This window comes from Lysobacter sp. Root667 (genome assembly GCF_001427715.1).
In the GTDB taxonomy this organism is placed as follows: domain Bacteria; phylum Pseudomonadota; class Gammaproteobacteria; order Xanthomonadales; family Xanthomonadaceae; genus Lysobacter.
This window is the reverse complement of record NZ_LMHF01000010.1, coordinates 213,733-226,176: the sequence shown is the minus strand read 5'-3', so window position 1 is coordinate 226,176 and position 12,444 is coordinate 213,733. Positions and strand designations below refer to the sequence as shown.

Genomic DNA, 12,444 nt, shown 5'->3' with positions numbered 1-12,444 from the left:
TCTCCTCAGTCCCGTCGTATGCCGAGCCGGTCGAGCCGGCGGTACAGCGCCTGACGCGACAGACCCAGTTCGCTCGCGGCCTGCGCGAGCACGCCGCCGGCACGTTCCAGCGCGGCCTCGATGCTGGCGCGGTCCGGTTCGTCGCCGCCGGCTGCCGCCGACGTATGGGCGGTCGGCGTGGGCAGCCCCAGGTCGGCGACGCCGATGCCGTCGCCGCGCGCCAACAGTACCGCGCGCTGCAGGGTGTTGCGCAGTTCGCGCACGTTGCCCGGCCAGGAGTGCATGGTCAGTGCGCGCTCGGCCTCCTCGCTCAGTCGCTTGCCGCCGTCGCCGGCGAGCTCGCGCAGGAACTTGCGCGCCAGCGGCAGCACGTCGTCGGGCCGTTCGCCCAGCGGCGGCAGGTGGATCTCGATGGTGTTGAGGCGATAGTAGAGGTCCTCGCGGAAGCGGCCGTCGCGGATCATCGCCGGCAGGTCGGCGTTGGTCGCGCTGATCACGCGGACTTTGACCTGGCGTTCGCGGTTGGAACCCAGACGCTCGAAGCGTCCCGTCTCCAGCACGCGCAACAGCTTCATCTGCCCGGCCAGCGGCAGGTTGCCGATCTCGTCCAGGAACAGCGTGCCGCCGTCGGCGGCTTCGAACTTGCCTTCGCGGGCCTTGCTGGCGCCGGTATAGGCGCCGGCGTCGGCGCCGAACAACTCGGCTTCGATCAGTTCCGACGGCAGCGCGCCGCAATTGAGGGTCACGAACGGTCCTGACTTGACCGAGGAATTGGCCTGCACGATCTCGGCGATCTTTTCCTTGCCCGAGCCGTTGGGGCCGGTGATTAGCACCGGCACGTCGGCGCGCGCCACATGGCCGGCCAGTTCGGCCACGCGCGCCAGCGCTTCGGAGGCGAACACCAGCCCGCGCAGGTCGTAGCGCGATTCGAGTTCGCGCTGCACGCGCCGGCGCTGATCGTGCAGGCGGTTGACCTCGCGCGTGCTCGCCGACAGCTCCAGCAGGTTCTCGACGCTGGCCAGCAGCTTCTGGTCGTCCCAGGGCTTGGCCAGGTAGTCGGCCGCGCCGGCCTTGGCCAGGTCGACGGCGATGTCCAGATGGGTCCAGGCGGTGAGCAGGATGATCGGAAGGTCGGGATGGCGCGCGCGGATGTCGCGGAACAGGGCCACGCCTTCCTCGCCCGAGGTGGTGTCGGCGCTGAAGTTCATGTCCTGGATCACCAGGCCGATGTCCTCGCGCGCCAGCATCTGCAGGCCTGCCTCGGGCGACTGCGCGGTGAGCACGCGGATCTCGCGCAGGCCGAACAGCAGGTCCAGCGCGGTGCCGACCGCAGGGTTGTCGTCGATCACCAGGACGGTGCGCATAGGGCTCCGGGAATTTGAAGGTGCGGCGGCGTGCGCGACGCCGCCGCGGGTCCGGCGGAAGTATAGCCAGCGCCGCCGCACGACAGCGGCGCGCGGGCGCCGATATCGCGTTGCGGCGCGCAGGTCATGGCGCGCCCGCGGCCTTGGCGCCGCCGCGGCTGCTGCTGGCGATCCAGCCGTCGACGCGCTGTTCCAGCACGTCCAGCGGCAGCGCGCCGCCGCCCAGCACCTGGTCGTGGAAGGCGCGGATGTCGAAGCGGTCGCCCAGCGCGCGCTGCGCGCGTTCGCGCAGCTCGACGATCTTGAGCTCGCCGACCTTGTACGCCAGCGCCTGGCCCGGGTTGGCGATGTAGCGGTCGACCTCGGCCTGGATGCTGACCTCGTCGGAATCCGAATGCTCGCGGTACCAGCTCACCATCTGTTCGCGCGTCCAGCGCTTGTGGTGCACGCCGGTGTCCAGCACCAAGCGGTTGGCACGCACCAGTTCCTGGGCGAGGCGGCCGAAGTCGCTGTACGGGTCCTGGTAGAAGCCCAGCTCCTTGCCCAGGCGCTCGGAGTACAGGCCCCAGCCTTCGATATAGGCGATCTCGCCGATCAGGCGTCGGAACGGCGGCAGTTCCGGCAGGGCGCGGGTGATCGAGTTCTGCAGGTGATGGCCGGGAATGCCTTCGTGGTAGGCGATCGCCTCGATCGGCATCAGCAGGCGCTCGGTGGGCGTGCTGGTGTTGATCATGATCATGCCCGGGCGCGAGCCGTCGGGGGTGCCGGGCATGTAGCCGGCGGCGGATGCGGACTTCTCGCGGTAGGACTCGATCGCGCGCACTTCGACACCGGTCTTGGGCAGCAGGCCGAACAGTTCCGGCAGGCGCGGCTCCATCTGGGTCACGTACTTGCGGTATAGCTCAAGGATCTGCTCGCGCGATTGCGCATGCTGCTTGGGATCCTTGCGCACCGCCACGCGCATCGCCTTGAGGTCGGCGTAGCCGAGCTTGCGCGCGATCTCGGACTGGGTCTTCTCGATACGTGCGACTTCGGCCAGGCCGAGCTGGTGGATCTGCTCGGCGCTCATCGAGGTCGAGGCCTGCTGGCGGATCTGGTAGGCGTACAGGGCCTCGCCGTTGGGCAGCGACCACAGGCCCGGCTCTTCGCGGCCCTGCGGCGCGTACTCCTTGGCGACGAACTGCGACAGCTTGCGATAGGCCGGGCGCACTTGTTCGTCGATAGCGGTCAGCAAGGCCTTGCGGATGCGCTCGCGTTCGGCGGCCGGGATGCTGGCGGGGAATTTCTGCAGCGGTGCGGCGAACACGTTGTCGGCGCCTGCCGGGTCGGCGATGCCGTCGCACTGTCCGACCACTTTCTCCAGCAGATAGCGCGGCGGCGTCAGGCCGTCCTTGGCGCCCTGGCGCGCGCGCTCGGTGACCTGGTCCAGCAGCTTGGGCATGTTGCGCAGGCGCACGATGTACTCGTCGTACTGCTTGGCGTCGTTGAACGGAAACGCGCTGGCGATGATCGGCAGCAGCAGGTGGATACCGTTCATCTGGTCCAGCGGCAGCTCGTGCAGCTTGAGCCGATAGAACTCGCGGTCGCTTTCCAGGCGCCGGATCATCAGTTGCAGATTGAGACGGTCGGCATCGGCCAGGCCGGTGGGATCGATCGCGCGGAAGCGCACGAGCAGCTTTTCGAGCTCGCCCGTCTGGCGCTCGACCTCGGCCAGCGAGTAGTCGCTCCAGCCGTCGTTGTAGCGGTAGTCGCCGAAGAAGCTGGCCTGCTCCGGCGCTTCGCGCAGGAAGGTCTGCCATTGCTCGTCGAGCAACGCATTGAGGGCGCGGGTGCGGGCGGCGACGTCGGCGCTTGCGGCGTTGGCCGGCGTGGCGTTGTTCGTGGCCGGCGCGGCGTGGACGCCGCCGACGGCCAGGGTCAGGGCGATGGTCAGGGCATGCAGGGTGACGCGTGGGGACATGGCTTGGGGCTCCGTGTCGGAAAGTGGAGACGACCCGGTCCGGGCCCGTCCAGCGCGGAGGCTGGACGGGCTTGCGGACCGACTCGGAGAGACTAGCGGGCGCGCTGCGATCGCGCCCGGAACTACGCCACGCGTTCTAGATCGAACGCGCCGTTCGACGCGTCAGATCGAGCGCGTCGCGACCGCGGGCGGCACGGCGGCGGCGCGGCGCGCCGGGCCGAACACTGCGATCTGGCCCAGCACCCACAGCGCCAGCGCACCCAGCGGCAGGTAGATCGCCGGCAGACGCGGCAGCTCGTAGTGGCTCATCAGGACCATATTGATGCCGTAGGCCATGGCCATGCCGATGACGATGCCGAGCGTGGCGAGCAGGAAGTTCTCGGTCTGGAAGTAACGCAGCACCTGGCCGCGGGTCGCGCCCAGCGCCCGGCGCACGCCGATCTGCTTGGTCCGCTGCTGCACCCAGAAGCTGGCCAGGCCGACGATGCCCAGCGCGGTCACCACCAGCAGGGCGATGCACACCGCGACCAGCAGCCAGGCCATCGAACGGTCCTGCTGATAGAACTCGCGGCGCATCTGCTCCATGGTCTTGCTCTCGTCCTCGAGGATGATGCGGGTCGGGCCGTTCTTCTCCAGGGTCGCGATCGCGGCCTTGAGGGTTTCCTCGCGACGCTCGGGCGCTACCCGTAGCAGGTAATTGCCGCCGGCCTCGTAGGTCACCCGCAGCGGGAAGATCATCGAGTATTCGTACTCGGCGGCGCCGCCGCGGTTGTTAGGACGCGCCATGTGATCGACCACGCCGACGATCCGGATCGGCTTGTCGCCCCAGCTATAGATGTTCCTGCCGACCGCGTTCTCGCCTGGGAACAGCTTGTCGGCCACGGCCTGAGTCAGGATCGCTGCGGGCACGCCAAGATCGGCGCCGGGCTTGTCGAATTCCTCCAGGTCGACGTACTCGTCGCTGTTGAAACGGCGGCCCGCGACCAGATTCAGGCCCAGCGTGTCGATCAGTTGCTCGTCGCCGAAGTAGGTGGTCGCGCTGAGGTTCGGGAACGGCTGGTCCGTCTTGAGGCTGACGCCGCTGTTCCAGGAGGAGTTGCCGAAGGTGACCTGGTTGCTGGCCGTGGCGGCCTTGACGCCCGGCAGCGCGCGCAGCGCCGCCAAGTCCGACCGTGTCACGGCGCCGGCGTCCTTGTTGTTGTTGATGCCGGTCAACTGGACGCGGACGATTTCGTTCTCGGCCAGGCCGCTGGTGCGGTTCATCAGTTCCAGGCGATTGCTGATCAGGAACACCGCATTGCAGATGATGGCGCAGCTCAGCGCGATCTCGAACACGATCAGCGCGGCGGCGGTCTTGTGGCGACGCAGGGTCGTCAGGATGGGGCGGATGTCCATGGATGGCCTCACTGGCTCTTGAGCTGGATGGCCGGGGTCACCTGGCAGGCATGCCAGGCCGGCAACAGGCCGGCCAGTACGCTGGCGACGACCGCGATAACGAAAGTGGCGACGAGCATGGTCGGGTCCAGATGTGCCAACTCGGCATAACTGGCCGGCTGCTGACGCACGGCCCACAGTCCCAGCATCGCCAGGCCCAGGCCGATGACGCCGCCGGCCAGGCCGACGGTGCCGGCCTCGACCAGGCATTGGGCGAAGATCGCCCGCCGCGAGGCGCCGAGCGCGCGGCGCACGCCGATCTCGTTGGCGCGACGCAGGAACTTGGCCAACAGCAGGCCGACGGTGTTGAGCAGGCACACCAGCAGGAAGCCGAACGCCAGCCAGGCCTGCAGACGCACGTCGGAGGGCACGACCTTGTTTTGGTCCAGCCAGTCCATCACGTTGTACAGGCGCACGTTGGTCGGTCGCTCGAAACGGCCGGCGCGGCGTTGTTCGTCGGAATAGTTGCCCAGGTAGGCAAGGTAGTCCTTGGCCTGGTCGGCCGAGGCCAGTTCGACCCAGTACTGCAGCCAAGCACAGGGCGCATTGAGCGCGTGCGAGCCTTCTTCGTCGTCGACGCGATTTTCGCCCCAGCAATTCATATCGCCGTTGTTGCCCATGCGCAGGGACAGCGAGGTCGAGAACGGAATGAACACTTGCTCGGCGGCGCCGAAGCGCTCGTTGCTCAGATCGTAGAAACGCGGGGTAGGGCGCCAGTGGTCGATCACGCCGACCACGCGGAATTCCGATTCGTTGATCCGGATCGCCTTGCCGACGCTGGAGCCGGCGCCGAACAGCTTCTCGCTGAGTTCCTTGCTGATCACCGCCACCCGCGAACGGTTCTCGTCATCGCTGGCCTTCCAGCCGCCGCCTTGCAGGAACGGCACGTCGAACATCGCGAACAGGTCGGCCGAGGTGAAGCGCGCGTCGGCCATGAACGGGGTCAGGCCCTGGCGATCGGGTTCGATGTTGGCGGCGCCGGCGGTCATCACCGCCTGGCGCGCGCCGCGCTTGCCGCGCAGCAGGGCTTCGGAATCGAAGCGCGTCATCTGGAACGAGGGATCCCCGCCGGGGGTGTAGCCGTCCTTGGTGCGCGGGTCCATCTGCACGTAGAACAGGCGGTCGCTCTTGGCCGGGATCGGGTTGCCCGAAAGCACGTAGAACACCGTCAGCGTGGTCATGCTGGCGCCGATGCCCAGCGCGATGGCGAGCACCATCAGCGCGGTCAGCATCTTGTTGCGGCGGAAGCTGCGCAGCGCCAGGTCGAAGTAGTAGGCGAACATGGAGTTACCGGTCATGGCGGCGTCCTCAGGCGGTCGCGGCGGCGTCGTCGCTGGCCAGCGATCGCACCAGGCTGGGCACGGCGGCGAAGTCGGTGGCCATGCCGTCGACGATGTGCACGTTGCGCTGCGCGCGCGCGGCCAGTTCCGGATCGTGGGTGACCATGACAATGGTGGTGCCCTGGGCGTTGATCTCCTCCAGCAGCTCCATCACGCCGCGCGCCATCTGCGAGTCGAGGTTGCCGGTGGGTTCGTCGGCGAGCAGCAGGCGCGGGCTGCCCGCCAGCGCGCGCGCGATCGCGGCGCGCTGCTGCTGGCCGCCCGACAGCTCCGCCGGATAGTGCTTCATGCGCGAGCCCAGGCCGACCCGGCTGAGCGCGTCCTCGATGCGCTGGCGACGTTCGGAGCCGGGCATGCCGCGGTAGCGCAGCGGCACGTCGACGTTGTCGAACAGGTTGAGGTCGGGGATCAGATTGAAGCCCTGGAAGATGAAGCCGATCTTGCGGTTGCGCAGCTTCGAGCGCGCATCGTCGGACATGCCGCTCACGTCCTCGCCGTCGAGCCGGAACTCGCCGCCGGTGAAGGTTTCCAGCAAGCCGGCGATGTTGAGGAAGGTGGTCTTGCCCGAGCCCGACGGGCCGGTGACCGCGACGAACTCGCCTTCGCGCACATGCAGGTCCAGCGAGCGCAGCGCGTGGGTTTCGACGAGTTCGGTGCGGTAAACCTTGGTGACCTGACGCATGTCGAGCATGGCGGTGTGTCCTGAGTGGAGAGATGGAAGGAGGATCAGCGGACGCGGAACGAGGTCGGCGCGGCGTTGCGCAGATAGCCGTTGCGACGCCAGCCGTGGACTGGCGCTTCGACGTTGGCGCTGTGCAGGGACTTGGCGCGCGCGGCGTCGAAGTCGAACAACTCGCTCAGGCGCAGCGGCATGGCGTCGGCCAGATCGTCGGAAGTCCAGTGCAGGTCGAACGGAAAGGTGTTGGACTGGTTGGAAGCTTTCATGGTCATTCTCCTGAGAGGCGGACGGTTTCTGCGTTGTCGAACTGGTCGCTGCCGGACACCACGATTCGATCTCCCGGCTGCACGCCGGAGACGATCTCGACCGCGCTGAGGCTGCTGGCGCCGGCCTGGATCGAGCGTCGCACCGCGCGACTGCCGTCGACCACGTAGGCGAACCGGCCACCGGCCTGTTCGAGGAAGGGGCCGCGCTCGACCACCAGCACATTGCGACGGGTATCGAGCACGATGCGTGCGGACAGGCGCTGGTTCTGGCGCAGGCCCGGCGGTTGCTTGGCGGTGAAGCGCAGGCGGCTGGTGACTTCGCCGTTGACGACTTCCGGCGACACGGCCGAGACCTGCGCGGCGAAGGGTTCGCCGGCGCCGCTGGTGATCTGCGCCGGCATGCCGATGGCCAGATCGCGGGCGAAGCTTTCCGGTACCTTGATCTCGACCTCGAACACGGCCAGATCGACCACGCTCAGCAGCGGCGCGTTGACCGCGACGTTGGCGCGCTGCGCGACCTGGACCTGGCCGACCTGGCCGTCGAACGGCGCGCGCAGGGTCAGGGCATCGACCTGGCGCTGCACCTCGACCACGATCGAGCGCTGACGATCGGCGAGCAGGCGCTTGTTGCGGGTGTCCAGGCCGGCGCCCTGACCCTGCAGGCCGGCGTCCTGACGCGCATGCGCCAGACCGATGTCGGCTTTCTTGAGTTCGTCCTGGGCGCGCGCGACATCGACCTGGGCGACCGCGCCGCCGTCGAAGCCGCGCTGCTGGCGTTCCAGATCGCGGATCGCCGCGGTGCGCTCGATCTCGGCCTGGTCCAGCGCCTTGCGTGCGTTGGAGCGTGCCAGCTGGGCGTCGAGTTCGGAACGGCCGGCTTCGGCTTCCAGACCGGCCAGGGTCGCCTGCTCCTGCGCGAGCTTGCTGCGCAGCTCGGGGCTGTCGATCTCGGCCAGCGCTTGGCCCTGCTTGACCACGTCGCCGGCGACGACCTTCAAGGTCACGGTGCCGGCGGCGATCGCGTACAGGGTCGGGCTGTTGGCGGCGATCACGCGACCGTCGGCGGAGATATCGCGGACCAGATCGCCGCGCTTGACCTCGGAGATGCGCACCCGCGAGGCGTCGAAGGAGCGGCCGCCGGCGCTCCAGCCCGACAGCATCCAGGCGGCCAGAGCGATGGTGCCGACGCCGGCGGCGCCGGCCAGCAACCACGGGCGGCGGCGCTTGCCCGCGGCACTGTTGGAGGAAACAGCGACGGGGCGGTCCTGGGCGGCGGTATCGCGGATGCTCATGCGGCGGTCGGCTCTGCGGGTGGGCGGAAGGTCTTTGCACTTAACCAATGCACAACTCGTGCCAATCGCAAGTTATTGATTTAAATGGCGTGTTCCCAGTGTCCGCGTGTCCGGTCGGACGGACACGGCGTCCGCCGGACATGCCGTACGTGCCACGCCGCTAAACTAGGCGGACACCAGCAGGAGCACCCGCAACATGTGTGGAATCGTCGGCGCGATCGCGGATCGCGATGTGGTACCGGTCCTGATCGAAGGTCTCAAGCGGCTGGAATACCGCGGTTACGATTCCGCGGGCATCGCGGTGGTCGACGGCGCCGACGTGCGCCGCGTGCGCCGCACCGGACGCGTCGCCGAGATGGAAGGCGCGGCCCAGTCCGAAGGTTTCCACGCCACGCTCGGCATCGGCCACACCCGTTGGGCCACCCACGGCGGCGTCACCGAGGCCAATGCGCATCCGCACATCAGCTTCGGCGAATTGGCGGTGGTGCATAACGGCATCATCGAGAACCATGAAGAGCAGCGCGAGCGTCTGCGCGCGGCCGGTTACGTCTTCGAGTCGCAAACCGACACCGAAGTCATCGCCCACCTGATCCATCACCATCAGTCGCAAGGCGCGGACCTGCTGGCCGCCGTGCAGAGCGCGGTGCGCGAACTGGTCGGCGCCTACGCGATCGCCGTGGTCAGCAAGCGCGATCCCGACCGCCTGGTCGCCGCACGCATGGGCTGCCCGCTGCTGGTCGGCCTGGGCGAGGGCGAGAACTTCGTCGCCAGCGACGTCTCGGCGATCATCCAGGCCACCCGCAAGGTGATCTTCCTCGAAGAGGGCGACACCGCCGACGTGCGCCGCGACGGCGTGAGCGTGTACGACGAGCACGGCCACGCGGTCGCGCGCGAAACCCATCTGTCCGATGTATCGCTGGCCTCGCTGGAGTTGGGCCCGTACCGTCACTTCATGCAGAAGGAGATCCACGAGCAGCCGCGTGCGATCGCCGACACCATCGAAGCGGTAATCAACGACGGCATGTTCTCGCCGGCGCTGTTCGGACGTGACGCCGAAGCCGTGCTGCGCGATATCGAAGGCGTGCAGATCCTGGCCTGCGGCACCAGCTACTACGCCGGCCTGACCGCGCGTTATTGGATCGAGGCCATCGCCGGCCTGCCTTGTCAGGTCGAAGTCGCCAGCGAATACCGTTACCGCAAGGCGGTCGCCAACCCGAAGCAACTGATCGTGACGATCTCGCAGTCGGGCGAAACTCTGGACACGATGGAGGCGTTGAAGTACGCCAAGTCGCTGGGCCACGAGCGCACCCTGTCGATCTGCAACGTGCCCGAGAGCGCGATCCCGCGCGCCAGCAAGCTGGTGTACTACACCCGAGCCGGCGCCGAGATCGGCGTCGCCTCGACCAAGGCCTTCACCACCCAGCTGGTGGCGCTGTTCACCCTGACCGCGACCCTGGCCAAACTGCACGGCCGTCTGGACGCCGCGCAGGAAGCCGAATTCATCGACGCGCTGCGCTACCTGCCCGGCAGCGTGCAGCACGCCCTGAACCTGGAACCGCAGATCACCGCCTGGGCCGAGCGCTTCGCGCCCAAGCAGCACGCGCTGTTCCTGGGCCGCGGCGTGCACTACCCGATCGCGCTGGAAGGTGCGCTCAAGCTCAAGGAAATCTCCTACATCCACGCCGAGGCCTACCCGGCCGGCGAGCTCAAGCACGGCCCGCTGGCCCTGGTCGACGCGGCCATGCCGGTGGTGGTGATCGCGCCCAAGGACGGTTTGCTGGAGAAGGTGAAGTCGAACATGCAGGAAGTGCGCGCACGCGGCGGCGAGCTGTTCGTGTTCACCGACGAGGACAGCCAGTTCGGACCCTCGGAGGGCGTGCACGTGATCCGCGCCCCGCGCAACGTCGGCGTGCTGTCGCCGGTGGTGCACGCGATCCCGGTGCAGCTGCTGGCCTACCACGCTGCACTCGCGCGCGGCACCGATGTCGACAAGCCGCGCAATCTGGCGAAGTCGGTGACGGTGGAGTGAGCGGCGGTCTGTCCCGCCGGCTCGAAGTTACTGTGGCGTGGACTTGTGCGATTGCATGGGTCGTCGTCGGTCCTGTATTTGGGCTTGGCTGACGGCGCTGTGCGCCAACCGCTAAGCCTTGGCCGAAATCGCGCTCAGCTCTTCCAGATCCAGGTCCCGTTCCAGCTCGCGCAGCGTCGCGTCGTCGATATCGCCGGCGCGGTGCAGCCGGATGAGTTCGCGGCGTCCGCTGGCGACCGCTTCCAGAACCACATCGAAATGGGCATGGATCAGCGGGGTGTAGTGCTCCGTGCGATCGGCGTAGTCGACGATCGCCACCGACTTGCGTTCGTACTGCGCCAACAGCTTGGGATGGATGAGTTCGCCGGCGCTGTCGTAGGCCAAGACGCGAACGGTCGCGAACTGCGCCTGCGCCATGGCGGCTTCGGCCTGGCTCATGGTCATCCGCGGCTTTTCCGCTTCCGGCTCGGCCAGCCTTGCCCATGCGATCACGCGCCCCAGGGTCATGCCCTGCAGCAGTACGGTCCCGAGGATGACGGCGAACGAGGTCACCAGAATGAAATCCCGGCCGGGGAAGCCTTCCGGCACGCTCAGCGCCAGGGCCAGGGTGACCACGCCGCGAACGCCGGCCCAGCTCAGCACCGTCGAGCCGCGTGCGCCGATGGGCTGGTAGCGCTTGAGTCCCAGCGCATTGCAAAGCTTGATGATCAGATCGGAACCGAACACCCAGACGAAGCGTGCGACGGTGAGCGCGGCGAGTATCGCCAGGATGTGCCATCCCATCGTCGCAGCCACGACGCCGAAGCCGCCGCCGCGTTCGACCACGCCGCGCAGCGACAGCCCGATCAGGATGAAGACCGAGGCTTCCATCAGAAACACCAGGACGGTCCAGAACGACGTGCCGCGCATGCGGGTCGAGGCCGAGAGAATGATGCTCGAGTTCCAACTCGCGATCAGGCCCGTGGTCACGGTGGCGATGACGCCGGACACGTGCAGCATTTCACCGAGCAGGTAGGAGCTCCATGCCAGTAGCGTGGTGGCCGCGATGATCAGGTATTCGTCGCCGAGGCGGCGTACCAGCTTCACCCACAGCATGCCGACCACGGCGCCGACCGCCACGCCTCCCAGCGCCAACAGGAAGAAACTTCCGACCGCTTCGCTCGCGCTGAACGCGCCGGTGACGCCCGCGGCGATCGCGAAGCGGAACAGCACCAGGCCGCTCGCGTCGTTGAGCAGGCTTTCGCCCTCCAGCAGGATCTGCAGGCGTCGGGGCAGCTTCACCCGTTGCAGCACCGAGCGCGCGGAAACGGCGTCGGGCGGTGAGACGATCGCTCCGAGCGCCGCGCAGGCGGCCCACGGCAGCGACGGAATCAGCCAATGGGTCACCACGGCCACGACGAGGCAGGTGAACAGCACCGCGCCCACCGCCATCGAGCCTATGCCGATGAGATGGCGGCGCAACCGGCTCACGGCAATGGACCAGGCGCCGTCCATCAGCAGCGGCGGCAGGAAGATGACCAGCACCAGCTCAGGATCGACCGTGATGGTCGGCAGACCGGGCAGGAAGGCCAGCGCCGCGCCGCCGGCGAGCAGGCCCACCGAGGGCGGCAACCCCAACTTATGCGCGACATAGTGCAGCGCGATGATCGCCAGAAACATCACAATCACCAGCTCGAACAAATATGGGTTGAATCCATGCGGCTCTCCTTCGGCCAGCGGCCCGCTGCGCCTGGCCCTATTTCCCGGCAGGATCGGCCGAAATGCAATCGCTGCGGGCTTCGGTCCTGCGAGTTGATATCTGTCCGGTCGATAAGGCCGCTACCCAGGCGGCCAAATCCCGCGATCGCCGAAGTGGCGGCGGCTCATTGTCGCTCTCCGCGGCGAGCCGTGGTGCCGGTTCGCTGCCGATGGCGGTTTGCGCCATCGGCAGCGACAACGTAGTGACGGGTAGGGTGGCCGCGGGCGCGGTCTCAAGTAATCGGACGACAAGAATCCGCTGAGCGCCCATGCGAGCGATGCGAACAAGCATCCAGCCGGCCACCGTCGTGGTGCGCGTGCATGCATTCAGGGTTCGGAAAGA

At 67.8% G+C, this 12,444-nt stretch carries 9 protein-coding genes; 1 reads left to right on the top strand and 8 read right to left on the bottom strand.

Annotated features, from left to right (window positions below; all coding sequences use genetic code 11):
* Positions 1 to 5 precede the first annotated feature (5 nt).
* The 7 genes from ASD78_RS08825 to ASD78_RS08795 all read right to left on the bottom strand — a co-directional run bounded on the left by ASD78_RS08825 (position 6) and on the right by ASD78_RS08795 (position 8,335).
* Positions 6 to 1,364, bottom strand: coding sequence for a sigma-54 dependent transcriptional regulator (locus tag ASD78_RS08825; protein WP_056100367.1), 1,359 nt, complete (start codon positions 1,362 to 1,364; stop codon positions 6 to 8).
* A gap of 124 nt (positions 1,365 to 1,488) precedes the next feature.
* Entirely contained in the window at positions 1,489 to 3,324 is a 1,836-nt protein-coding gene (locus ASD78_RS08820) for a DUF885 family protein (protein ID WP_056100365.1), read from the bottom strand.
* 162 nt (positions 3,325 to 3,486) lie between these two features.
* Positions 3,487 to 4,719 (bottom strand): FtsX-like permease family protein, encoded by a 1,233-nt coding sequence (locus ASD78_RS08815; protein WP_056100362.1) that lies wholly within the window; start codon positions 4,717 to 4,719, stop codon positions 3,487 to 3,489.
* A gap of 8 nt (positions 4,720 to 4,727) precedes the next feature.
* Positions 4,728 to 6,041 carry an ABC transporter permease gene (locus ASD78_RS08810; RefSeq protein WP_056100921.1) on the bottom strand — a complete coding sequence of 438 codons (1,314 nt, stop codon included), beginning with the start codon at positions 6,039 to 6,041 and terminating at the stop codon, positions 4,728 to 4,730.
* Between the two features lie 25 nt (positions 6,042 to 6,066).
* Positions 6,067 to 6,789, bottom strand: a complete 723-nt coding sequence (locus tag ASD78_RS08805; protein WP_055904372.1) for an ABC transporter ATP-binding protein — start codon at positions 6,787 to 6,789, stop codon at positions 6,067 to 6,069.
* A gap of 35 nt (positions 6,790 to 6,824) precedes the next feature.
* On the bottom strand, positions 6,825 to 7,043 hold the full coding sequence (locus ASD78_RS08800) for a hypothetical protein (RefSeq protein WP_056100357.1): 219 nt from the start codon (positions 7,041 to 7,043) through the stop codon (positions 6,825 to 6,827).
* 2 nt (positions 7,044 to 7,045) lie between these two features.
* Complete coding sequence (locus ASD78_RS08795; RefSeq protein ID WP_056100353.1) at positions 7,046 to 8,335, bottom strand: HlyD family efflux transporter periplasmic adaptor subunit; 1,290 nt, start codon at positions 8,333 to 8,335, stop codon at positions 7,046 to 7,048.
* A 196-nt stretch (positions 8,336 to 8,531) separates the two neighbouring features.
* On the opposite strand from ASD78_RS08795, the gene glmS reads away from it, so the two are divergent.
* Complete coding sequence (gene glmS / locus ASD78_RS08790) at positions 8,532 to 10,364, top strand: glutamine--fructose-6-phosphate transaminase (isomerizing) (RefSeq protein WP_055904365.1); 1,833 nt, start codon at positions 8,532 to 8,534, stop codon at positions 10,362 to 10,364.
* Between the two features lie 111 nt (positions 10,365 to 10,475).
* On the opposite strand, the gene ASD78_RS08785 is transcribed toward glmS, so the two are convergent.
* On the bottom strand, positions 10,476 to 12,023 hold the full coding sequence (locus ASD78_RS08785; protein ID WP_056100917.1) for a Na+/H+ antiporter: 1,548 nt from the start codon (positions 12,021 to 12,023) through the stop codon (positions 10,476 to 10,478).
* Positions 12,024 to 12,444 lie beyond the last annotated feature (421 nt).

Bases quoted from the DNA above. Each gene is read 5' to 3' on its own strand.
- ASD78_RS08825 (WP_056100367.1), bottom strand. From the start codon at position 1,364: ATGCGCACCGTCCTGGTGATCGACGACAACCCTGCGGTCGGCACCGCG.
- ASD78_RS08820 (WP_056100365.1), bottom strand. From the start codon at position 3,324: ATGTCCCCACGCGTCACCCTGCATGCCCTGACCATCGCCCTGACCCTG.
- ASD78_RS08815 (WP_056100362.1), bottom strand. From the start codon at position 4,719: ATGGACATCCGCCCCATCCTGACGACCCTGCGTCGCCACAAGACCGCC.
- ASD78_RS08810 (WP_056100921.1), bottom strand. From the start codon at position 6,041: ATGTTCGCCTACTACTTCGACCTGGCGCTGCGCAGCTTCCGCCGCAAC.
- ASD78_RS08805 (WP_055904372.1), bottom strand. From the start codon at position 6,789: ATGCTCGACATGCGTCAGGTCACCAAGGTTTACCGCACCGAACTCGTC.
- ASD78_RS08800 (WP_056100357.1), bottom strand. From the start codon at position 7,043: ATGAAAGCTTCCAACCAGTCCAACACCTTTCCGTTCGACCTGCACTGG.
- ASD78_RS08795 (WP_056100353.1), bottom strand. From the start codon at position 8,335: ATGAGCATCCGCGATACCGCCGCCCAGGACCGCCCCGTCGCTGTTTCC.
- glmS (WP_055904365.1), top strand. From the start codon at position 8,532: ATGTGTGGAATCGTCGGCGCGATCGCGGATCGCGATGTGGTACCGGTC.
- ASD78_RS08785 (WP_056100917.1), bottom strand. From the start codon at position 12,023: ATGTTTCTGGCGATCATCGCGCTGCACTATGTCGCGCATAAGTTGGGG.